Raw genomic sequence first — 22,694 nt, forward strand, 5'->3', positions numbered from 1 at the left:
CAGATATTCGCGATGTCTTGGTTAAGTTTTCTATTATCTTTATAAGGAATAGTTCTATGAAAGCGGCACGTTTTTATGACAAAGGGGATATTCGTATTGAGGATATTCCAGAACCTCAAGTCCTTCCCGGAACTGTGGGAATCCAAGTCGCATGGTGCGGCATTTGTGGTACAGATTTACATGAGTTTATGGAAGGTCCGATCTTTATTCCACCTTGTGGGCATCCGCATCCAATTTCTGGCGAATCTGCACCTGTGACCATGGGGCATGAATTTTCAGGTGTGGTCTATGCGGTCGGTGAGGGAGTAGAGGATATTCAGGTGGGGCAGCATGTTGTGGTCGAACCTTATATCATTGCAGATGATGTACCCACGGGTCCGAATGATCATTATCACTTGTCAAAAAATATGAACTTTATTGGTTTAGGTGGACGGGGTGGTGGTTTATCAGAAAAGATCGCTGTACAACGACGCTGGGTTCATCCGATTTCTGACAAAATTCCATTGGATCAAGCTGCACTGATAGAACCTTTATCTGTAGGGCATCATGCTTTTGTGCGAAGTGGGGCAAAGGCTGGTGATATTGCTTTGGTCGGTGGTGCTGGTCCCATAGGATTATTACTTTCTGCAATTTTAAAAGCCAAAGGTTTAACAGTCATCATCACTGAACTGAGCGCTAAACGTAAAGAAAAAGCTTTAGAAGCAGGTGTTGCGGACTATGTGCTTGATCCATCACAAGTGGATGTGGTGGCAGAAGTGATGAAACTGACTCAAGATAAAGGCGTAGATGTTGCATTTGAATGTAGTAGCGTCAATAAAGTCATGGATACTTTGGTTGCAGCCATGAAGCCTACAGGTGTGGTGGTGATCGTGTCAATTTGGAGTCATCCTGCCACTATTAATGTGCATAGTGTGGTGATGAAAGAATTGGATATTCGTGGCACGATTGCTTATGTCAACGATCATCAAGAAACCATACGTTTGGTTGAGCAAGGTAAAATTAATCTAGAACCATTTATCACTCAACGCATTGCTTTAGATGATTTGGTATCGCAAGGATTTGAAACTTTGATTCATAACAATGAATCTGCGGTAAAAATTATTGTACATCCTTAAAGGGGTAAAAGCACTTGAATAGACAAGGGAGTCTTTGAACAATCAAACTGTAATGATCAGCTATCAATCCTATAGATATTAAAACGGTCTTCTCCCTTTGGGAGAAGATAAAGGATGATGGGCTTTTATTTGTTGAATGATGCTTTGAAACCAGTTTATAAAAGTGATGAATGGTGTAAAAAGCAAAATAACTTAAATGGTTGAGTGAGATTTGATTCATCAGATTGATATAAAATATGAGAGAAATTGTGCGTATATTTCCATAATTATGAATTTAAAATTAAATAAATTTTAAATAAAAAAGTTAAAATTTTTATGAAATTATTTTTTTAAATATGATTAAAAGACATTAATTATCAAAAATTAATATGAATTTTTAAATTATTTTAAGTCAATATTTCAAGTAAATAATCATGATATTTATTGAACAAAAAATAATCTTGGGTGAAAATGCTCATGCTTAAAATGAAAAAAGAGGGAAGCTTATGTGGATATTCTTGAATCAAAAAATAAAGTATTTACTGTCGATATGCAGCCTATTAATGTTCAGCAGTTTAAGCCATTTGGCGTGGGCTGAAGGTAATTGTCCTCAGGGTATGTATCCAGTGGGTGGGCAGGGTGTCATGGGATGCGCACCAATTCCTAATTACGGTGGTGGAGGGGGTGGCTATCAAGCGCCAACTTATTACACTTATGCGGTTGTCGGAGCAATTGCTTCAGGCAGTAATGGGGTAGTTGGACATTCTTTCGCTAAAGTATTCCGTGGAGATCTCCGTGCAAAAGCTGTAAAAGACTGTCAGGAAAAGGGTGGAACGCACTGTGAGGTTTGGTTTACTTACCAAGAAACCCAATGCGCTACCGTCGGTCAAGCGAAGGGCACAACCAAATTATATGGACAAGTCACGGGTAGAGATCATACATTTAGAAAGAAATTTGGACGTGAGAGTGTGTTATCACAATGCCAACGTGACGGTTTTAGAAAAGATCAATGTGAGGTCGTTTACGAGCGCTGTAGCAGCGTCATGTAATACTAAAATGTATTTTTAAATGGGCTGACAAGACCATAAATATAAAAACTGATCAAAAATTTCAAAATCAGTATTTTTAGAATCTTATGTGCATTGTCAGCTTATACAGTATTTTTCTATTAAAATTATAAAACCTTAAAATATGATCTGGGTTGATAAACAAGATGATCATCCTTGGTGCACATCTTTCAATATTGTAATCTTTGTTTAAATACCGACTTATAACTTGAATATTCATTTAAAAAAATAAAGTATTTTGCATGATTTAAATATAATTAGCATAAATTAAACACACTTTGTAAATGCTGACGACATAGTTTCAGCATTGTTTGTCTTGTTGAATTTGTTCATTTTCTTAGCAGGATAAACAAGGAAGTAGAATAATGAAGAAGGCACTCTTAATTTTGGGATCAATGGGTATGTTAGCGAATATGCCTGTTTTAGCAGCTGATTTAAGTATAGGCGATCCTAAAACAGAATCAGGGGAACTGAAACTCACAGGCGCAATTCGAACACGCTATATGTACAAAGATTATGTTGTCGAGGCAAATGAGGGCTCTAAAAATCAGGATTGGCAACTTGCAGATATTAAAGCTGTTTTGAGTTATGAAAACCCCAATTGGATCGCTTCGATGGATGTTCGCTGTTATCAATACAGTCGTTTATGTGATGCTTGGTTTTTAAAAGATGCATGGGCAGGCTATAAGTTTTCAGATCAGCAGCGTTTGTCTGTCGGGTTTCAATCTATAGATTTTGGTTTTGGTCGATTATGGGGCAATAGTTATTATGAAACATTGCTTAACACTGTGGGTTTTGAAGACATACAAAATCTAGGGCTAAAATATCAATTTAAAAATGATCAATACAATTTTAATTTAGGTTTCTATCCTACTGATGGTGGAAATTATACAGGCACATCCAAAGATGCAAGTCGATACAGTGGCAATTTTGTTCAAGCAGATGATTTAAGTCAGGGTACAGATATTGAAGAAAAAAATATGTGGATCACACGTTTGTCTAGAAAGTTTGATTTGGACAAATCACAAAACTTTTCGACTGAAATCGGTGGTTCATATTGGTATTCAGAATTGGAAAACAACCGAACTCAACAAGATGGACATCGTCGTACATGGGCTGTATTTAACACCTTGAACTACCAAGCATGGCAATGGCTATTTTTGGCAGGTGAGCAAAATATTAACAATGCGGACAATTTGCTACCAAATAGTTCGACTATGGGAGCCTTCGATTATCCATACCAAGTGGCAAATAAAGGCAAGTTTATGTCTAATGAAATTAATTATACATTGGCACAGCCTTTTCATCAGTTGGAGAATATAAAACCTTATTTGGCTTATAGTCGCTACTTTAAAGATCAAACAGCTTACCAAGATTCAGATCGACTCACCGCTGGGGTGTATTTTAACTACAAAGCAATTGGCATTCAGGGCGAATATATTTGGAGTCGCAATGATCCGATGACTGGAGGCGGTGCAAACGGTCTTGCACAGGGAGAAAGTAATCAGTGGAATAAATTGTTTTATTTATCACTAGGCTATTATTTCTAAACAAAGCGTGACCATTGGGCCAGCTTTATCCAAATAAGCTGGCTTTTTAATTGAACTGAGGTTTAAAAAGAGTGATGTTTAATGGGTGCTTATTTGGGAATGAGCTGTTGGTGATCAAGCGTTAGCTGACTCTCAAAATTAGTGCGCCGATTAAAATAATACAGGATGAGAGAATTCGAGTGACCGTAGCACGTTCTTTTAAAATGAAAATTGCAATTAAAGTCGCAAATAAAATTGAAGTTTCACGCAATGCGGCAACGATGGCAACAGGTGCGAGTGTCATTGCCCACAAGGCGAGACCATAAGAGAAAAATGAGCCGATTCCACCGATTAAACCGAGATGCCAATTTAAACGGAAATAATTCCCCATCTGTCGATACTGCATTTTTAAGGCAAAAATAAAGAAAATCAGTCCAGAAAGTACAAAACTCCATAAGATATAGGAAATAGCTGATCCAGAAAGGCGAATCCCATGTCCATCCACCAAGGTATAACTCGCAATCAAGATTGCATTTAGCAAGGCTAAACCAATCCCTTTTCGTCCCTTTTTAGGTGCGGCGAAGATCATGGATAAAATGCCGATGGAAATCGTGATGATACCAAGCCATGCATAGAATTCGAGCTTTTCATCCAGCAACAATGTCCCTAAAACAGCAACAATAAGCGGTGCAGTACCCCGCATTAACGGGTAGGTCAGTCCCATATCTGCGATATGATAGATTTTTGCGACCATACCAAAATAGACAATTTGTATCACTGTAGATGCTAAAATATAAGCCCAGCTTGCACTGTTGGGCATCGGGAAAAAGGGCAGCAATAGCATGGCTAAAACTGCTGCTGATGCTGTAACCAGTACGGTGGTTAAGAACTTATTTGAGCCCGCTTTGACAATCGCATTCCATGTTGCATGAAATGCTGCTGCCAGTAAAATTAGACCAAATATCGTTGTGCTCATAGTTTTAGTGTCAGTAGATCATCAGTTTTATCAAGCTGATGATTGATGATATTTAAAAAAACAAAAATCTAAGCATACCTATAAAAATACCTTCTCAGCGCTGTGTTGAACAGATTCTACAGGTTGAATCAACTGTCCTCGTGATAGGTTTTGGATATGTTGCAAACGATTCAATAATTCATTTTGAATAAACAAAATACAGGTTTGTAATTTGGATGAACTTTTCAAACGTGATGGATAGACTGCCCATACATCTGCATCTTGCCAATATTCAGGAAGAATATGTTGTAATTGACCACTAATCAATTCATCGGCAACATCCCAAATTGAACGTAAAATAATCCCGTGACCTTCTACAGCAAGCTGGTGAATAATTTCACCATTGTTTGAAATAAAGCGCGGTGTAACATGTACAGACATATCTTCTGAGGCGTGACGTAATTTCCATAATACAGAGGATTGATCACGCTCACTAATGGTTAAGCAGTCATGATGCCGTAAATCTTCTAAATTTTCAGGCGCACCATTTTTAAGGATATAACTGGGTGCGGCACAAAAAATCCGAAAATTAGGCACCAGTTTTTTTGCAATCATATTGGGTGCAATTTCGTTACCAATACGAATATCCAAATCAATACTGTGTTGAATCAGATCCTTAGTATTATCAATGGTATCAAACTGTATCTCCAGTTTTGGATACATGGTCATCAGTTTTGACAAGATGGGCGCCACATGTTTTCGACCAAAACCAAAGCTGCTGACAATATCCAGATGTCCTGTTGGCGTACTTAATGGGTTATTGACCAGTTCACTAATCTCATCAAACTCGTCCAAAATATGCGCAACACGATCGAGTATAAGTTTGCCATCTTCCGTCAAACTGACATGGCGTGTACTTCGATGAAATAATTTACAATTTAAATTGGTCTCTAAAATGTTGATCCGCTTACTAATAAAAGCAGGCGAAACGCCAAGCTCATCCGCAGAATCGACAAAACTCTTGCGTTTTGCGACTGTGCAAAAAACCTTTAAATCCGATAGGTTAGGTAGATTATTCACGATCCGTGTCCATTGGGGTGATAGTTTTCTTATTGATCATTTTTGCTGAAAACAGCATGTTTACATCTAAGGATATTAACCAAAGGTGTAAGGGAGCGTTATGGCAAAAAAGTATAAAGTTGCCACGATTGCAGGTGATGGGATTGGGTTAGAAGTTCTACCAGAAGGAATCAAGGTTGTAAAGGCAGCAGCTGATAAATATGGTATTGAACTTCAAATGGATACCTTTGATTGGGCAAGCTGCGATTATTACCTTGAACACGGCAAAATGATGCCGGATAACTGGTTTGAGATTTTACAGCAATATGATGCAATCTTCTTTGGTGCTGTAGGTTGGCCTGAAAAAGTACCCGATCATATTTCACTTTGGGGTTCATTGCTGCAGTTCCGCCGCCGTTTTGATCAATATGTAAATTTACGCCCAGTTCGATTAATGCCTGGGGTGAAATGCCCACTTGCAGGTAAACAGCCAGGGGATATTGATTTTTATGTGGTACGTGAAAACAGTGAAGGCGAATATTCCGCAATAGGTGGTAAAGCTTTTGAAGGCACTGATCGAGAGTTCGTATTACAGGAAGCGGTATTTACGCGTTATGGGGTAGACCGCATTTTGAAATATGCATTTGAATTTGCCAGTCAACGTGATGCTCAAAAGATCACGGCTGCAACCAAGTCCAATGGAATTGCTGTCAGCATGCCATATTGGGACGAGCGTGTGGATGAAATGGCAAAACAATATCCGCAAATCAAAGCAGATAAACAACATGTTGATATTTTAGCTGCCCGATTTGTACTACAGCCTGAACGTTTTGATGTAGTGGTTGCATCGAATTTGTTTGGCGATATTTTGTCTGATTTGGGACCTGCTTGTACAGGAACGATTGGTTTAGCAGCATCTGCAAATCTCAATCCTGAACGTAAGTTCCCGTCATTGTTTGAGCCTGTACATGGTTCTGCTCCAGATATTTTTGGTCAGCAAATTGCCAACCCGATCGCTGCAATCTGGTCAGGTGCCATGATGTTGGATTTCTTGGCAGATGGGGATGAACAGGTGATTCAGGCAGGGCAAGACATTATGCAGGCGATTGAACATATCTTGGTTCATGGACCTAAAACGCCGGATGTTGGCGGAACTGCAAAAACTTATCAAGTTGGAGATGCCATTGCATCATTTGTAACTCACGAGAAAATGGATTTATTCGCTATGGAATAACCACCATATGGAATGATCAAAATCCAAGATGGATTGAATAGATATGGATAATCAAAATACAAAACTCTATACAGATAAGACCTTAGCTATAACCAGTCTTGCCGTTGTGTTTATTTCGGTGGCTGGTTTAGCGATCTACTCATCTGAATCAATAGAATTGGCTTCTAAATGGATGCATTGGACGACTTCGGTGTTTACCACGCCCGTGCTTTTATTTGCCTTTTTATCAATTATTTTTACCTTTGGTTTGGCATTTAGTAAATACGGCAAAATCAAGTTGGGAGAGGGAAAACCTGAATACAGCACCATGTCGTGGATTTTTATGTTCATTTTATCGGGCATTGGTTCTTCGACATTGTATTGGGGCTTTTTGGACTGGGCATATTATTACCAAACCCCGGGCTTAAATTTAGCACCCGAATCTGCCGAAGCACTCAAATACAGTGTGGCATATTCATTCTTTCACTCTGGTTTAAGCGCATGGTCGATCTATGCACTTGCGTCTATTTCACTGTGCTATAGCTATCATGTGAGAAAGAATAAAGGCTTGAGCTTGGCTTCGATGATAGAGGCGGTTACAGGGTTTAAGTCAACAGGACCCGTTGGACGTTTGGTTGATTTAATGTTCTTGCTGTGTATGTTTGGTGCCTTAACTATTTCATTGGTACTGACCGCAGTGACCTTTACCAATATTTTGTCGCAGCTTACTGGTATTCCAAATACCTTTATGACCAAGGTCGTCATCATTTTTGCGGTATCGATTTTATTTGCCCTGAGTTCTTATGTCGGTATGGACAAAGGGATGCAGCGTCTCAGCCATATGGTCTGTCTGGGTGTGGTACTGTTCGCAATCTATGTCCTGTGCTTTGGGCCGACCCAATTCATTATGAATAATTCATTGATGAGTTTTGGTCTTATGGCAACCAACTTTGTTGATATGAGTTTATTTACAGACCCGATGGGCGATGGAAAGTTCACCCGTGAATGGACCGTTTTCTATTGGTTGTGGTGGATTTCGTATGCACCGGGTGTGGCGCTCTTCGTTACTCGTGTTTCTAAAGGACGTACCATTAAAGAAGTGATTCTTGCCATGGTGATTGGTGGTAGCGTTGGTTTATGGTTCATCTTCGGTGTATTTGAAAACTACAGTGTATATAACTTTATTCATGGCATGGTGAATGTTCCCCAAGTCTTGAGTCAGCAAGGCGGTGAAGTTGCGATCAGTCAACTGTTGGGGCTTTTACCAGCAGGCAAGCTGATGATGTGGATTTTCCTCGGCATTATGGTGATTTTCCTTGCAGCGCATATGGATGCGGTTGGTTATGCCGTCTCAGCAACCTGTACACGTGGCTTAAGTGAAGGACAAGATCCATCACCAAATGCTCGATTATTCTGGTGCTTGATGCTGACCTTGGTACCGATTGCGATGATTTTTTCTAAAGCACCTTTAGACACCATGAAAACGGCAACGATTGTGACCGCCTTGCCTTTTATCGTGATTATTCTGATACAGACTTATGGCTTGGTGAAATGGTTGATTGAGGATTATTCAAAGATTCCATCACATCTGATTGAGCAAAGTAGCTTTAATGAATTGCAATCATTGGATCATGCAGAAGCCAATAAGCATATGCATATTGATGTTGCCATTGAACCGATTGCAGATAAGGCAAGTCAAAAGGAATTGTCATGACAGCACAATCGAACATGAACTATGAATTAAGTGAAGAAATGCAAAGCTTAGTGTACTGGAGCAGTATTTATTCACCTGCGGATCAGGATATTGATTCAATACGTGCTGCCTATGATGCAATGTGTTTACATTACACTTTGCCAAGAGATGACACAGTCAATATTGAAGATAGAGTCGTACCGCATATCACGCATCCAGTGAATGTTCGATTGTATTCACCATTAGGTGAAGCACCAGAAAAAGGGTGGTCATGCGTTGTTTATATTCATGGCGGTGGTTGGATGGTGGGAAATTTAGATTCACATGAATTTATCACCCGTTATCTGTGTCGTGATCTCAATGTTGTGGTACTGAGTATCGACTACCGATTAGCGCCTGAACATCACTTTCCAGCAGCTTATGAAGATTGTGAAACGGTTTACCTCTGGCTTAAACAACATGCGATTGAATGGAGTATTAATCCAGATCAAATCGTATTAGCAGGAGATAGTGCAGGTGGTAATTTAGCAGCATCACTGGCAGTTCAGTTACAACATACGGCAAATCAAGCATGTGGTCTTGTACTGATTTATCCAAGTCTAAGCACCCAGTTTGATAGCGAATCTTGCCAGTTGCATGGACAAGCACCGTTACTGAGCGTAGCAGACATGCGTTATTACTTAACAGCTTATGCACCCAATGAAAATGATTGGCAAGACTTACGTTTATCGCCGTTGTTCGCACAGGATTTTTCTGGTATGCCAGCGAGTTTTATTGCTGTAGCAGAGTATGACCCTTTAAGTGATGACGGACGTATTTTTGCTGACAGCTTAAAACAAGCCAATATCGAAACGGAATTTTATCTTGGAAAGGGATTGCTACATGGCAGTCTACGCTTAGTTCGTGATTGCCCAGTCGTACAGGATTTATATCAGCAGATGCTGAGTTCAATAAAGCAAATGCTCAATTGATTTGGGCATCAGCCAATTTTTAATGAAACGGTCGTTAGGACAAAAGAGTTTAATGGAGTAAAACCATGAATGCAGTTGATAAATTACCCGAAGATTTCTGCTCAAACCCAGATGTAGCATGGACCTTCCCAAAAGTGTTCTATACATCTTCTCAAGTTTTTGAACGTGAGAAAGAAGAAATTTTTGCAAAAAGCTGGATTTGTGTGGCACATGGCAGTGAAGTTGCACAAGCCAATGATTATATTACCCGCAAAGTGATTGGTGAAAACATCATTGTGATTCGTGGTAAAGATAATATTTTACGCGCTTTCTATAATGTATGCCCACATCGTGGTCATGAGTTGCTCAGTGGCAGTGGTAAAGCAAAAAACGTGATTACCTGTCCATACCATGCATGGACATTTAAGTTAGATGGTAGCTTGGCTTTAGCACGTAACTGTGACCATGTTGAGTCATTTGATAAACAAAACTCAAGTATGGTGCCGTTAAAGGTGGAAGAGTATGCAGGTTTTATTTTTATCAATATGGATGAAAATGCAACTTGTGTAGAAGATCAGTTACCTGAATTTGCCCAAAAGCTCAATGAAAGCTGTGCAGTCATCAAAGATTTAAAACTTGCAGCACGTTTTGTCACTGAAACACCAGCAAACTGGAAAGTGATCGTTGATAACTATATGGAATGTTATCACTGTGGTCCTGCACATCCTGGTTTTGCAGATTCAGTGCAAGTCGATAAATATTGGCACACCACACATCAAAACTGGACTTTACAATACGGCTATGCACGTTCTTCAGAAAAATCATTCAAATTAGATCCATCTGTTCAAGACCCAACCTTCAGTGGTTTTTGGACTTGGCCATGCACCATGTTTAATGTTCCACCAGGCAGCAATTTTATGACAGTGATTTATGAATTTCCTGTTGATGCTGAAACGACCTTACAACATTATGACATTTACTTTACCAATGAAGCACTCACTCAAGATCAGAAAGATTTGATTGAATGGTATCGTAATGTATTCCGTCCTGAAGATTTAAATCTGGTTGAAAGTGTGCAACGTGGGTTGAAATCACGGGGATATCGTGGTCAAGGTCGTATTATGACTGATAGACAACGTTCAGGTATCAGCGAACATGGTATTGCATATTTCCAAAATCTGGTTGCGCAATACCATCAGTAATTCATCAATTTAGAGGTGCGGCAAATCTAGCCGTACCTTCTTGTCACTTTATAGGATCATGACATGACAAGTTTGCAAGGTCGTCAGTTATTTCAACAACGTGGATTGGTCAATGGTCAATGGATCGATGCTCAATCTCATGACACTGTACCTGTAACCAATCCAGCAACAGGTGAAGAAATTGGTGTGATTCCGAATATGGGAACAGCTGAAGCAACGGAAGCCATTGAAGTTGCTTATCAAGCATTGGCTTCATGGAAAGCGTTAACTGCACAGCAACGTGCAGATTTATTGCTTGCTTGGCATCAGTTGGTGTTGGCGAATGCAGATGAGCTGGCATATATCATGACGGTTGAACAGGGTAAACCTTTGGCTGAAGCATTGGGTGAAGTGAAATATGCGGCTTCATTTATCCAATGGTTTGCTGAAGAGGGAAAACGTGTTTATGGTGATGTAATTCCAACCACCAACAATCAACAACGTTTTATCATCAGTAAAGAGCCTGTCGGTGTTGTTGCTGCAATTACACCTTGGAACTTTCCAATTGCGATGATTACCCGTAAAGCAGCTCCTGCTTTAGCGGCAGGCTGTAGCATTGTGATTAAACCCGCCAATGAAACACCATACAGTGCTTTAGCCTTGGCGAAGTTAGCTGAAATGGCAGGTATTCCTGCTGGTGTAATCAATGTTGTAACCGGTAAATCACAAGAAATAGGTGCGGTATTTACCAGTCATGAAAAAGTTAAAAAATTAACATTTACAGGGTCTACGCCTGTCGGTCGTTTATTGATGCAGCAATGTTCAAGCACCATTAAAAAACTGGCATTAGAATTGGGTGGAAATGCACCGTTAATCATTTTTGATGATGCTGACCTCGATAAAGCTGTTCAAGGTGCGATTTTTGCTAAATTCCGTAATGCTGGACAAACGTGTGTTTGTGCCAATCGTATTTATGTGCATGACAAGATTTATCAGGCATTTACTGAAAAGTTTGTGCAAGAAGTGCAAAAATTCAAAATTGGCAATGGTCTTGAAGCAAACGTACAGATTGGTCCTTTAATCAATGAAAAAGCGGTCGTAAAAGCCCAGCAATTGATTGATGATGCCTGTGAAAAAGGGGCGCAAGTGGCTTGTGGCGGTAAACCGCATGCATTGGGGCAAACATTCTTTGAACCCACGGTTTTAACTGGTGTGAATCAGCAGATGGAAATCGTACAAGAGGAAATCTTTGGACCTGTTGCACCACTGATTCGCTTCAGTGAAGAAGCAGATGTCGTTGCACAAGCCAATGATACGATTTTTGGTTTAGCGGCTTATGTCTACAGTGAAAATATTTCGAGAATTTGGCGCGTAGCTGAACAACTCGAATATGGCATGGTGGGAATGAACTCCACCGCAATTTCCAATGAAGTCGTTCCGTTTGGTGGTGTTAAACAATCGGGTGTGGGGCGCGAAGGTTCAAAATATGGTTTAGAAGAATTCATGACCATTAAATATATGTGTTTAGGCTTATAGCAACAACACAGGTTGGTCGATCAGTGAAGATTAACCAGCCTGAAATCTGCGCTTAAAATTAAGAAATGCTTGTATGAAGCAGCATGTGGTAAAGAGGATTTAGACATGGCAAGTCATTATGAAATGTTTCCATCAGTGGTTACTCGAGTAGAACAACTCACCCCATTGATCAAACGATTTACATTTAAACGTCAGGATGGACAAAATTTCCCTCAATTCAATGGCGGTAGCCATATCATTGTGAAAATGAATGATCAGCTTTCCAATGCTTATTCACTGATGAGTTGTGCTGAAGATCTCTCGACTTATCAGGTCTGTGTGCGTAAGGATGTCGAAGGCAAAGGCGGATCAGTGTATATGCATGATCAGTGTCTAGAAGGGTGTGAAATCGTCATTTCTGAGCCTAAAAATCTATTTCCTCTGGCTGAAAATGGTAGCAAGCATATTTTAATTGCTGGTGGGATCGGTATTACGCCGTTTGTACCTCAAATGGAGGAGTTGGCGGCGCGTGGCGCAGACTACGAGTTGCATTATGCTTTTCGTTCACCAGAACATGCGGCATTATTAGAAGAGCTCAAACAAAAACATTCAGCACATATTTTTAGCTATGTCGACTCAGAAGGCACAAGCCTTGACCTCGATCAACTGATCGCATCACAACCTAAAGCAACACATATATATGTATGTGGACCTAAGCCGATGATTGATGCTGTGATTGATCGTTGTAATTTTCATCGTTATCGTGATGAATATATTCATTGGGAACAATTTGCTTCAACTGTGCCTGAAGAGGGTGAAGCTTTTACGGTGGTACTGGCGAAATCTAATCAGGAAGTTGAAGTACAAGGCAATCAAACGATTCTACAAGCCATTGAAGCATTAAATATTGATGTGGAATGTCTCTGCCGTGAAGGGGTTTGTGGGACTTGTGAAACTACAATTATTGAGGGTGAAGCAGAACATTTTGATCAGTATTTGAGCGATGATGAAAAGTCTTCTCAACAGTCGATGATGATCTGCGTTTCTCGTGCCAAAGGTCGGAGATTAGTACTGGATTTATAAGTTGAATGATGATTTTACTTTTAATTTAATGTAGCTATTTATTTTAATAATAGTATGAAAATCTAAGCGCTGTAGCTTAGTTCTTATGGTACTTCTACAGCTCTTTTTAATGTTTCATATAAATATTCATAATCTTTACTTCTTGCATCTTGTAATGTTTCCTTAATTTGCTCATCACTCCAACCTAAATATTTAACATGCGTCAGAAAGCTTGCGATCAAGACTAGACTATGATCACCTTTTCGCAGATAGGTACGTTTCAGTTTTTGTTTGGTTACTTTTTTTAGCAAAACTTAATACCTCCTTTTTTATTAATTTTATTTAAAAAAAAAGGGGTAGACTTTCCATATCGTGCATAATTTCTTGTCATTTTTAGCAAAACCAGTTTTTTTATTGAAAGATTTTGCATTTATGAAATAGAGCTGAGTATCTATCAACAACTTATTTAATATCTTAAAAATATTGCTAAAAGAGAAATATGAGGTTGATTTTATGGAATATAGTCAATTGATTAAAGAACACACAAATTTTCAGAGATGAAAAGCTGATAAAAAACTTTTGCTGAGCGAGGGGCATATCCTATACTTACGCAACATGGCGACATGAATGTCGCCTCACAATAGAAAAATCAGCAATGATTCAAAAGTGAAAAATAAATGAATCATCAAGTCAGCTTAGAATTTGTATAAAAGTATAAAGTTCACCGAATAGAAATAATTGAAATCAAATCACTTGTATGAATCATCAGGTAGTTTGACAATAAGGACAAAGATAGATCCAAACAATAAGCATAATGCTTCCTAGTATTATTAAGAAAATATAATACTTAGCGGAAAATTATGTTTTTAAACAAACATAGTTAGTCTCATCGTCTTGTATGAAAAATTGCCTCATACACTTTTTGTATTGATGATGATTCAAGATATTTAGGCGTTGCGAAGTTGATATTTGATCTAGTGAAAGCGCTTTCAAGATTAAATTAAACTAGGTCTAAATCATATATTTTGATCATTCCATATAAGAACAGAGTTTAGGATTGATAGTGTTGATATTTTTGTCCATATGTCTTTTTCTCCATTCTGAAGGTGATATACCAGTCCATGCTTTAAAAGCACGATTAAAAGAGGTTTGGTCCTTGTAGCCAAGTAAAAATGCGATGTCGACAATCAGTAAACTGCAATTTCTCAAATATTTCTTTGCCAAACTTTGACGGATACTGTTTAAGATATTCCTAAAGGATAATCCATTCTTTTTTAAATCAATTTGCAATAATCTAGGTGAGGTGTTTAAAGACCTGGCAATGGTTTGAATTTTAACATCATTACTTTCTAAAGCCCGTAGAATACTTAGATTGACAAGTTCTCTTAATGAATCTTGTTTCGGCATTTTTTTGAGTAATGCATTGGCATGGTTGGTCAGAATTGTCAAAAGATTCGGGTCATGACTTTTAAACGGGATATGTAAGAGTGAACTGGGCAAAATAATTTTAGTTTGTTCAGTATTAAATTGGATCGGGCAATTAAAATATCGCATATATTTTTCCAAATCTTTTGGCTCGGGTATCGCTAGCTCTAAACCAAGAAAAATATTTTCTTCACCCCCCAAAAGCTGTTTGAACTGTTGGTAAATGATCGCCACATGCATTTCTTCAATGATCTTGCTTTCTTGGATATAGATGCCTGCTTGTAAGTAGGCGGGTTGGTCCCATGATATTGAGAAAGTATTTGGTTCAACACGAATTTTTTTGGGAAGATAATTGAACCAAAGTTTTTCGTATTTGGGTAAAATTTTGATGTAATCCGATAATGTATTGCAAGATTGTGCAATATAAGCAACCACACCGATATGATTAGGCTGAAATAGGGCAGCAATATCTAGCCCTAAACCATCATAAGGATACTGTTTATCAATGACTTTAATTTTTTTTAACCACTCACCAAAAGTAATGTGACCATTTAAGCTGCTTTGAGTTTTTTTGGGGAATATTAGATGATTTTTTTTGCAAAATTCATCTAATAAGACCGTCAAACTTGTTGTGACACTTTTGGTTTTTAAAAATGATTTCATCACTCCTCCAAGTATTTTACTTTGACACGACTGTTAATTTGATTTAGGATCAATAGAGGTATATTTCATCTTTCATTTTTTTTGCGAGCAAAACGGTTTCATATCAATAAAATGACACATCGTTTTCTGAACAAAATCAGTCCGTTTAGCGTGTTGTGCGTTAAGTTTTAAATTTAGAATAAATTCCAAGCTTTTGTTTTAACTTAATTTATTCAAAATTATCACTTATTTACTATAATATTAATTCCATTCATTAATCATGATGTTTTCTCATTGATACTCTATAGAAAATTGAGCATTTGCATTGGCTAGCCCTGCCTTTGCTTGCGCTTTGGTCACGATATAATTGGCATAAAATAGCGCAGAAACACGACCATTACTGTCCACCACGAAATCTTCACTTTTTTTGCCCAAAGCTAAGCGTTTCTTGTCTTGATCCCTAATTTCTATCGCAATATTCTCAGCTTTATTGACCAAATCATCGATGGCGAGAAGCTCTGCATTGTCGCTATCACGTACCCCCTCAAAAGTAATCGTCACTGTACCGTTAGCAGGGCAATTACTCATTTCAAAAGGAATCGGAGTTGCTTTGGATTGACTGCCAACGGATGGTAAATCTTTGGTTGCAATTGTTCCGAGACGAATATATTTATCTTGCTCAGAGCTTAAAACACCGCAAGTTACAGTGGTGACATTTCCATAGAGTTCAATGTTTACACGTCCTAACTCAACATTAGAATCTTGAGCATTCGCATGTTGATAAATGCTGCAACAAAAAATCACGATCATCGTTGTTATCTGTTTCATTTTTCTTTACTCAAAATCAACTCGGAGATAGCCCCTCGATTTAAAGGGACCAACTTTAGGTGTGTTGCCCGTTATACTGATTGGCCAAGCTTTAATGGTCACATTGGCGGGTTGTTGCTGCAGATTGAAAGGAATGACACTGTTTATATTATTGGGAATCAAAATGTTATTGTTTTGATCTGACATCTGAAATCCAATATCTGGATTATCAGAAATAATCATATTTCCGTTTGCTCTTTCTGCTTCAATTCGCAGTGTCAGCATAGCTTGCGCATTGATATTGGTACATTGGATTCCTAATGTTCGCGTTTGTACATTGACATTGCTTGGTTTATTTCCAGGACCTGCATTACTAAATGCATATGCCGGAATATCGCCAAAAGGAATTTCTACAATATCATTTGTTCCAATTTTACAGCTTTGAGGCACATTGACAGAACCACTATAACTCACTGTGTAAACAGGGAAAATTAATGGGTCGCCTGAGCCTATAGAGACATACACGGTAAACATGGTCTTTTTGGGAATAGGGACAAAGTCAATAAAGGGTTTGATCACTTTAAGCCTAAAGGTAAAGTTCGAATCCCTGACGCCAAAAGGTCTGCCTGCACTGACATTGGCGTCATAGCCCATCTGTACATAATTAGCAGGCGGATAAAAATCACCTGCATAACTGTCGGTAATTTTCATTGCGCCCAGCAAATAGTCATTAATGGGCAAATATTGATAACGACCTATTGTTTCAACAACTGGCAAATCAGTAACATAGCTACGTTTGGTTCTATTACCGCTGATGCCTGAACTGTGGGGTTCACATACTGCATATACTTGTGCCGAGAAGTTTTTTCTGATTTCTACAATTTGTCCAACAGCATTATTGGAACTACTGAAACTATTGGAAAGATCATAGAAAACTTCATCCACAACGCCTTGCCCTTTACTATTCCAGCATGAAATTGCAAAACACTGGGTAGAACCAAGTAATAATATGGAAGAGATTAAAAGCTTAACTTTCATATACACTCTCCTTATTTACATTCAAGGTCAAATTGAATGACGGGTTTGGTTAAGTCCATTTCTGAAATATCGTAATTAGCCAAACATTTTCCTCCATCAGTTTCATTCCAATTTGCTTCTAACGTGCCTTTGAGTGGCAGCCCAGTTAAATAGACTCGACCATCATCTGCGACCATACTTCGGGCTGAACTTTCTATTTCAGATACATTACTTGCGTAAGGCAAAAAATTACCGTTGTGGGTTAAGCTAATGAGGGCTCGGATCCCGATGCTGGTATTAAAGTTTGCTCGGACAATAGCACCTTGAATGGGTACTACATTTTCGACGTTATTACTGATTTCAAGATTATTGCTGAAGCTATTTGAGTTGAGTGCAACACGATTGGCACGATATTCAGTGGCATAAGGAACAATCGCATAGCCACGCCAATCTGTTTTCACACCAATATAATTTTCAATGTTGACCCCTTTGGCGCCCGGCGCTTTGACCAAAATTGAGGTAGCACCCAAGGGTTGACCAAAAGTAATACCATCACGATGGGCAAGTACACCACCTGAAGCGTTATAGGTAAATTGATTTGAGTTTTGATCATAGCTATAACCAGCACCAATGCTGCCGTAACGACCCTCATAATTTAAACTGACTGAACCGATACTGCCTTGGTTACTGACATGACCTTGGTTGATGCTATAACTTAAATTTCGGTCTTTGAGTAAAGTTCCACTTAAACCCGTCAAGTAAGATTCATGACCATTCGAGTTTTGAGTGGTTGAAAAAGTACTATAGGCATTATTCAGAGGGCTATTTTGGAAGTTTGCTTTAGGCCATAATTTGTCCAGAGGGAAGGAAATATTCATGGCATACATGGTGTCAGTTTGATTGATTTCTGAATATTTGTTGCGACTGATTGAAAATGAATAATTCAATCCTTTCCATGAGTTTGCATAGCCAGCTTGAGCCCATTCGTTTTTCTTGTCGGTATCCCAATAGGTTTGTTGATTTCCTGAGACAAATAACGATCCATATTTTCCGAGTGAATGAGAGATATTGACTTCTAGACGCCCTTTTTTTGCGTTATATAAGTTGTAGTAGTCAGTAATGATCGGTGTATTGGATTGATTGCCATCATGAGTTTCAGAAAGTTCATAACCACTCATATTGTTATAGCTAACGTCATTCAGGGTATAAAAGCCCTTAGTTGAATAGCGATAACCAAGAAGTTGAAAAGTTGTACCTGAACTTAAAAGCGATTTTGAATATAAAAAGCGCAATGATTGACCACTATGCGTAGACTGATCGGCTAACTCACTGTTGGCATGCGTGAGATCAAAAGATAATGCACCGTAATTTCCAAGGTTTGCCCCTAAGCCAACCAGCGCACTTTTATATTTTTGAGAAAACTGGGTTCCAGCATATACAGAGATCCCATTCTTCAGCCCGTGGATTGCCGTGGCTTGTACAACTGAAGGATTATCCTGAGAATCTCTACCACTGCGATATTCTCCAAAAACAACACTATATTTGGTTCGACCCTCACGTTGCAGGACTGGGAGCGTAGAATAGGGCACGACAAAGCTTTGTACTGAACCATCATTTTCTTCAATAGTCACCAAAAGATCCCCACTCATGGAAGTGGGATTCAAATCTTGGATATGAAAGGGTCCGGGTGCTACATTAATTTGATGGATTACATAACCATTTTGTTTAATGACAACCTTAGCATTGGTTTTAGCCACACCGCGTATCGTGGGTGCATAGCCTTGTTGACTGTCTGGATACATCGCACTCGAGGTTGATAAATGCACACCTCGATAACCAAAGCTGTCAAAAATCTCACCATTGGTTGAACCATCTCCAATAATTAATTGGCTTTTTAATGGAATAATTGTTTTTTGTAGATAGGTGTTTAAATTATTCCACTGATTATATGTTTTATCTGCATAACGATTATAGTTCCAGCTACTAGAGTGCCTCAATTGCCATGACCCAAGATTTATACCGCTGTCTAATCGTAAAAATAAACTGTTTGTATCCGTTTTTGAGTTGTCATAACCAGAAAGACTATAATTCGTGAATAGGCTATTGATCCCTTCATCCCATTGATCTGGAGGAATATAACCACGAATTTGGTTAAGTAATGCCGCTTGAGGCAAGCTAATCATTAATTTTTGTTTATCAAACTGAAATTGGCTGTTTGCACCGTCAATGATCGTACTAAAATCAGCACACTGTTTATGTGTAGACAATTGTTCATATTGACCAATATTTACGCCAAAACCTTGTAAAGTTTTCGTGACTAAACAAGGAAATAAACCTGTAGTGTCCTGAGTGTCTGGCTTTTCAATAAAGTTAATATCACGAGTAAACATATATTGATCATTGACATATACGTCGACCCGATAAAGACCTGGTAATTGATGTGTAGATTTTTCAAATCTGGTTAAATCAGAAATTTGAGTATTGGATAAGTTGTCTGCCAAGAAAGCAGGGTTAAATACTTGCTCAGCATGACTGACCCGTATAGTGAAGATTGAAATGAGTAAAGTCATTGCAATCCCAAAGGGTGAAAGCGGAATATTTTTCCTCATACATACAGTGTTGTATGGTATTGAAAATAAACTATTCATAACGATTACTTCAGCTCTAAATCAACTTTAGGTGTCAAGCCACCATAATCATTGACTGTTTGATAACTTAAGTTGCGTCCTGATGCATTTGAAATTTTTGTTTCGGTGAAGGGTGATGCCATAACATTTGGCTGTTTCACACCATCTAGATAAAGGTTGACAAAAGAGACATGGTAGGGAGACGGATTATTGACCATTATATTTTCAGCCGTCTTTGAAAACTTGAGTGTTTCCAAACTGGCTTCTGGTTTTGTTTTTAAATTTGTCGGGCGAACAAAAAGCTTAATTCGAGATAACACAGCAAGTTGTAAAATATTTTTATCTGCTAATGTGGACTTATCAATCGAGGGAATTGCTTTGACATTGATCCAAAACACAGACTCGCGATCTTGAGCGAATTCAGATGTCGCTACATTGATGATTCTCAGTGTATTTTCAGTCTTTGCTTCAGCAACAAACAAAGGTGGAGTAATTAAGAAATCCTTAGTTTTGTTATCACGATGATCTTCAACCCATGCATTAATTAAAAAGCGTTCTTTGTTATTGCTATTAATAATAGGAAGTGAAACTTGTTTTGCATCGATTGGGTAAATGACACGAGTAGAACCTAGAGATATTCCGCCTAAACCGTCAGTGTTGGCAAAACCTGTGGAAGACAAGCAGGCTAAGGTTATATTCAAAATACCCTTTTTTAATAAGTTGAAGTTCATATAAACCCTTAGAATTTATTTATGGATAAAAAACAGAAATTAAAACATGCTGTGAGGGTGTGAAAGGTTCTTCAATTGATTGATTAAGAAAAACATTTACACTCTTTTCCCTAATGTTTTTATCATCTTTAGGTAACGCCACAGATTGGATAAGTCGCTGCCCTAAGCTGATATATTCATCGCCCTGAATATTAATTTCTTTATCAAAATCATTTTTTGCTTGAGGCGTGGTAAAGAAAATCTCATGTGTATGCTTATTGGCTTCAGATAAACCGATCGCAAGATTATCGTAGATGCTCATAGGGCATAACGAAAAATGAATTTGAACAGGTAAGTACGGAGTTTCAGTTGTCACTCTGGCTTTTTCTACAGAAACAGCGCAACTTTCATGAACTAAAACTCCACGAAAATGAGCTCGCCCACCAAATACATAACTATCAGCATGAATATGAGAGCAGACCAATATTCCAGCGAACAACGTTATATATTTTTTCATGATGAATAAGCCCATTGTGTTTACTACGTCATAATTACTTTTGGAAAATAATTAATTTTTTGAGCAAAGAATTATTCATATTTCACAACAAATGTTGCATCAGCATTGGCTTGACCAGGTGTAGATTTACCTGTTGCTACATAACGTGCGCTAAATTGAAGTGTGTTATCACCTGCAATAAGTGTTTTAGGTGTAGAGAAGCTTGAACCATTTATTCCTAAGATTTTTGAAGTATCATCTGAAAGTTCAATACCAACAAATGATGCTGCTGTTGAGTTAGAGCCACCCGCAGATACTGAAAGTAAATTTGGATTTGTAGATTCAGCTTGACCATAGAATGCGACAGCTGCCGTTGCTTGTACTGTTGGATCACAGTCTACAAGTTTGATTTGAAATGGTACTGGCGTGGTTTTATCACCAGAAACTTCTAAACGAGCAATACGATATTGACCTAAATCTACAGTTTGGTTTGAAGATTCTGTACTCACAGCACATGCAGCATTTACCAGTTCACCCGTAAAGTGAACTGTACCGCCGTTTACAGTTACAGGATCGGCAGCAAACGCAGAAGCAGAAATAGTCAATGCTGATAAAGTTGCAATTTTTAATAGACTCAATTTCATAGTAAAACCTATTTATTTTAGAAAGGTTGATTTTCAATTTTTTTAATCTATTGAGTTCGTTTCACTGACTTCAATAAACTACATTTAGTCTCACTGTTTTAAAAAAAAGTGACACAGTTAAATAAATGTAAGTTCATGGTAGTTTGAATTATGTGAAATATCTTTGTAGTTTCTGGATGATTATTTGTATTTGACGAAAATAATTACTTTAATGTAATTAAATATTTTTATTTAAAATCAATAAATTATGTTGAATTTGAATATATTTATTAAAAATATATTGGTAAAATTTATATTAAAATCAATTTTTTATTTGATGATTGTCACATTTTTTATTATAAATGCGTAATTTTTAAAACAGTGTTAATGTTTGAAAATTAATAATATTATTATTATTTTATATTCATATTGGTTTAAAAGTAATCAAAATATTATTGTATGAAAAGGAAACTAAAGTCAAAAAAGCTAAAAACATCCTGAATTCGCGAAATCGACGCTGATTAGAATTCCTGTTTGTTTTAAATTTTTTTGTATATGGGGTGTTGGTTTGACTCAATCGCCTTTTTTAAGGTTGCATACAAATAGCTATAATTTTGGCTTCTTGCTTCAGCCAATAGCTTTTTAATATGCTCATCACTCCAACCTAAATATTTCACATGGGTAATAAAACTTGAAATTAACACCAAACTTGGATCGCCTTTTCTTAAATACGTTCGTTTAAGTTTACGTTTTTCTGCTGATACATTTAGCACTTTAATATCCTCAAGATTTTTATTTAATATATTTCAGAAATCAGTCTAAAACTTTCCCTCTTATGCACGATTGCTTGGCATTTAAAGCATAAAAATTATTACACTTACTGAGTTTATGCGGCATTTTAAGATATATGCCTTAATCCCCGAATTTGTTATTCAGTTTCTGAATAAATACTTGGCAAATTTTTACAGTAGCGTAGTTTAATGCTTTTAGAAACCATGTATTAAACATAATGATATAAAGTACATACAC

The 22,694-nt window shown here is 37.8% G+C and carries 20 protein-coding genes; 9 read left to right on the forward strand and 11 right to left on the reverse strand.

What is annotated here, in order from left to right:
* Positions 1-56: 56 nt before the first annotated feature.
* From ACINWC743_RS20315 to ACINWC743_RS20325, 3 genes are all read left to right on the forward strand, one after another.
* Positions 57-1,115 carry a 2,3-butanediol dehydrogenase gene (locus ACINWC743_RS20315; RefSeq protein WP_009586768.1) on the forward strand — a complete coding sequence of 353 codons (1,059 nt, stop codon included), beginning with the start codon at positions 57-59 and terminating at the stop codon, positions 1,113-1,115.
* Between the two features lie 542 nt (positions 1,116-1,657).
* Complete coding sequence (locus ACINWC743_RS20320) at positions 1,658-2,143, forward strand: DUF4189 domain-containing protein (RefSeq protein WP_009586807.1); 486 nt, start codon at positions 1,658-1,660, stop codon at positions 2,141-2,143.
* Between the two features lie 383 nt (positions 2,144-2,526).
* Positions 2,527-3,711, forward strand: a complete 1,185-nt coding sequence (locus ACINWC743_RS20325; RefSeq protein WP_009586758.1) for a hypothetical protein — start codon at positions 2,527-2,529, stop codon at positions 3,709-3,711.
* A 121-nt stretch (positions 3,712-3,832) separates the two neighbouring features.
* Here ACINWC743_RS20325 and ACINWC743_RS20330 read toward each other — a convergent pair whose 3' ends face one another.
* Together ACINWC743_RS20330 and ACINWC743_RS20335 are read right to left on the reverse strand one after the other, a co-directional pair.
* The gene (locus ACINWC743_RS20330; RefSeq protein WP_009586801.1) at positions 3,833-4,666 is read right to left on the reverse strand and encodes a DMT family transporter; all 834 of its coding nucleotides are present in this window, start codon (positions 4,664-4,666) and stop codon (positions 3,833-3,835) included.
* A gap of 78 nt (positions 4,667-4,744) precedes the next feature.
* On the reverse strand, positions 4,745-5,725 hold the full coding sequence (locus tag ACINWC743_RS20335; protein WP_004829585.1) for a LysR family transcriptional regulator: 981 nt from the start codon (positions 5,723-5,725) through the stop codon (positions 4,745-4,747).
* A 100-nt stretch (positions 5,726-5,825) separates the two neighbouring features.
* Here ACINWC743_RS20335 and ACINWC743_RS20340 point away from each other — a divergent pair, with 100 nt between their 5' ends.
* From ACINWC743_RS20340 to cntB, 6 genes are all read left to right on the forward strand, one after another.
* Positions 5,826-6,938, forward strand: a complete 1,113-nt coding sequence (locus ACINWC743_RS20340) for a tartrate dehydrogenase (RefSeq protein ID WP_009586738.1) — start codon at positions 5,826-5,828, stop codon at positions 6,936-6,938.
* Between the two features lie 37 nt (positions 6,939-6,975).
* Positions 6,976-8,631, forward strand: coding sequence for a BCCT family transporter (locus tag ACINWC743_RS20345; protein WP_139420340.1), 1,656 nt, complete (start codon positions 6,976-6,978; stop codon positions 8,629-8,631).
* Positions 8,628-9,581, forward strand: coding sequence for an alpha/beta hydrolase (locus tag ACINWC743_RS20350; RefSeq protein WP_009586725.1), 954 nt, complete (start codon positions 8,628-8,630; stop codon positions 9,579-9,581). The genes ACINWC743_RS20345 and ACINWC743_RS20350 overlap by 4 nt, the downstream gene beginning before the upstream one ends.
* Positions 9,582-9,646: 65 nt before the next feature.
* Positions 9,647-10,762, forward strand: a complete 1,116-nt coding sequence (gene cntA / locus ACINWC743_RS20355) for a carnitine monooxygenase subunit alpha (RefSeq protein ID WP_009586752.1) — start codon at positions 9,647-9,649, stop codon at positions 10,760-10,762.
* 63 nt (positions 10,763-10,825) lie between these two features.
* Positions 10,826-12,277 (forward strand): NAD-dependent succinate-semialdehyde dehydrogenase, encoded by a 1,452-nt coding sequence (locus ACINWC743_RS20360; protein WP_009586749.1) that lies wholly within the window; start codon positions 10,826-10,828, stop codon positions 12,275-12,277.
* Between the two features lie 105 nt (positions 12,278-12,382).
* Positions 12,383-13,339: a carnitine monooxygenase, reductase subunit CntB gene (gene cntB, locus ACINWC743_RS20365; protein WP_009586792.1), complete on the forward strand. Its 957-nt coding sequence runs from the start codon at positions 12,383-12,385 to the stop codon at positions 13,337-13,339.
* A gap of 83 nt (positions 13,340-13,422) precedes the next feature.
* On the opposite strand, the gene ACINWC743_RS20370 is transcribed toward cntB, so the two are convergent.
* The 9 genes from ACINWC743_RS20370 to ACINWC743_RS20410 form a co-directional block, all read right to left on the reverse strand.
* Positions 13,423-13,629 (reverse strand): hypothetical protein, encoded by a 207-nt coding sequence (locus ACINWC743_RS20370; RefSeq protein ID WP_009586753.1) that lies wholly within the window; start codon positions 13,627-13,629, stop codon positions 13,423-13,425.
* Positions 13,630-14,347: 718 nt separating this feature from the next.
* Positions 14,348-15,406, reverse strand: a complete 1,059-nt coding sequence (locus ACINWC743_RS20375; RefSeq protein WP_009586707.1) for a helix-turn-helix domain-containing protein — start codon at positions 15,404-15,406, stop codon at positions 14,348-14,350.
* Positions 15,407-15,676: 270 nt separating this feature from the next.
* Positions 15,677-16,213, reverse strand: a complete 537-nt coding sequence (locus tag ACINWC743_RS20380; RefSeq protein WP_009586797.1) for a fimbrial protein — start codon at positions 16,211-16,213, stop codon at positions 15,677-15,679.
* Positions 16,214-16,219: 6 nt separating this feature from the next.
* The gene (locus ACINWC743_RS20385) at positions 16,220-17,230 is read right to left on the reverse strand and encodes a fimbrial adhesin FimH (protein WP_009586693.1); all 1,011 of its coding nucleotides are present in this window, start codon (positions 17,228-17,230) and stop codon (positions 16,220-16,222) included.
* A gap of 11 nt (positions 17,231-17,241) precedes the next feature.
* On the reverse strand, positions 17,242-19,857 hold the full coding sequence (gene fimD, locus ACINWC743_RS20390; RefSeq protein WP_035301507.1) for an outer membrane usher protein FimD: 2,616 nt from the start codon (positions 19,855-19,857) through the stop codon (positions 17,242-17,244).
* A 5-nt stretch (positions 19,858-19,862) separates the two neighbouring features.
* Entirely contained in the window at positions 19,863-20,567 is a 705-nt protein-coding gene (locus tag ACINWC743_RS20395) for a fimbria/pilus periplasmic chaperone (RefSeq protein WP_009586743.1), read from the reverse strand.
* Positions 20,568-20,586: 19 nt separating this feature from the next.
* The gene (locus ACINWC743_RS20400) at positions 20,587-21,063 is read right to left on the reverse strand and encodes a hypothetical protein (protein ID WP_035301520.1); all 477 of its coding nucleotides are present in this window, start codon (positions 21,061-21,063) and stop codon (positions 20,587-20,589) included.
* Between the two features lie 71 nt (positions 21,064-21,134).
* Complete coding sequence (gene fimA, locus ACINWC743_RS20405; protein ID WP_009586722.1) at positions 21,135-21,686, reverse strand: type 1 fimbrial major subunit FimA; 552 nt, start codon at positions 21,684-21,686, stop codon at positions 21,135-21,137.
* 518 nt (positions 21,687-22,204) lie between these two features.
* The gene (locus tag ACINWC743_RS20410; protein WP_009586810.1) at positions 22,205-22,438 is read right to left on the reverse strand and encodes a hypothetical protein; all 234 of its coding nucleotides are present in this window, start codon (positions 22,436-22,438) and stop codon (positions 22,205-22,207) included.
* Positions 22,439-22,694: the final 256 nt, after the last annotated feature.

It is taken from the genome of Acinetobacter sp. WC-743 (assembly GCF_000335555.1).
Taxonomy (GTDB): Bacteria; Pseudomonadota; Gammaproteobacteria; order Pseudomonadales; family Moraxellaceae; genus Acinetobacter; species Acinetobacter bereziniae.

What these genes read in the sequence shown, in the direction of transcription:
- ACINWC743_RS20400 (WP_035301520.1), bottom strand. Translation starts at nt 21,063, where the DNA reads ATGAAAAAATATATAACGTTGTTCGCTGGAATATTGGTCTGCTCTCAT.
- ACINWC743_RS20330 (WP_009586801.1), bottom strand. Translation starts at nt 4,666, where the DNA reads ATGAGCACAACGATATTTGGTCTAATTTTACTGGCAGCAGCATTTCAT.
- ACINWC743_RS20320 (WP_009586807.1), top strand. Translation starts at nt 1,658, where the DNA reads ATGTTCAGCAGTTTAAGCCATTTGGCGTGGGCTGAAGGTAATTGTCCT.
- fimD (WP_035301507.1), bottom strand. Translation starts at nt 19,857, where the DNA reads ATGAATAGTTTATTTTCAATACCATACAACACTGTATGTATGAGGAAA.
- cntB (WP_009586792.1), top strand. Translation starts at nt 12,383, where the DNA reads ATGGCAAGTCATTATGAAATGTTTCCATCAGTGGTTACTCGAGTAGAA.
- ACINWC743_RS20380 (WP_009586797.1), bottom strand. Translation starts at nt 16,213, where the DNA reads ATGAAACAGATAACAACGATGATCGTGATTTTTTGTTGCAGCATTTAT.
- fimA (WP_009586722.1), bottom strand. Translation starts at nt 21,686, where the DNA reads ATGAAATTGAGTCTATTAAAAATTGCAACTTTATCAGCATTGACTATT.
- ACINWC743_RS20395 (WP_009586743.1), bottom strand. Translation starts at nt 20,567, where the DNA reads ATGAACTTCAACTTATTAAAAAAGGGTATTTTGAATATAACCTTAGCC.
- ACINWC743_RS20350 (WP_009586725.1), top strand. Translation starts at nt 8,628, where the DNA reads ATGACAGCACAATCGAACATGAACTATGAATTAAGTGAAGAAATGCAA.
- ACINWC743_RS20385 (WP_009586693.1), bottom strand. Translation starts at nt 17,230, where the DNA reads ATGAAAGTTAAGCTTTTAATCTCTTCCATATTATTACTTGGTTCTACC.
- ACINWC743_RS20325 (WP_009586758.1), top strand. Translation starts at nt 2,527, where the DNA reads ATGAAGAAGGCACTCTTAATTTTGGGATCAATGGGTATGTTAGCGAAT.
- ACINWC743_RS20315 (WP_009586768.1), top strand. Translation starts at nt 57, where the DNA reads ATGAAAGCGGCACGTTTTTATGACAAAGGGGATATTCGTATTGAGGAT.
- cntA (WP_009586752.1), top strand. Translation starts at nt 9,647, where the DNA reads ATGAATGCAGTTGATAAATTACCCGAAGATTTCTGCTCAAACCCAGAT.
- ACINWC743_RS20360 (WP_009586749.1), top strand. Translation starts at nt 10,826, where the DNA reads ATGACAAGTTTGCAAGGTCGTCAGTTATTTCAACAACGTGGATTGGTC.
- ACINWC743_RS20340 (WP_009586738.1), top strand. Translation starts at nt 5,826, where the DNA reads ATGGCAAAAAAGTATAAAGTTGCCACGATTGCAGGTGATGGGATTGGG.
- ACINWC743_RS20375 (WP_009586707.1), bottom strand. Translation starts at nt 15,406, where the DNA reads ATGAAATCATTTTTAAAAACCAAAAGTGTCACAACAAGTTTGACGGTC.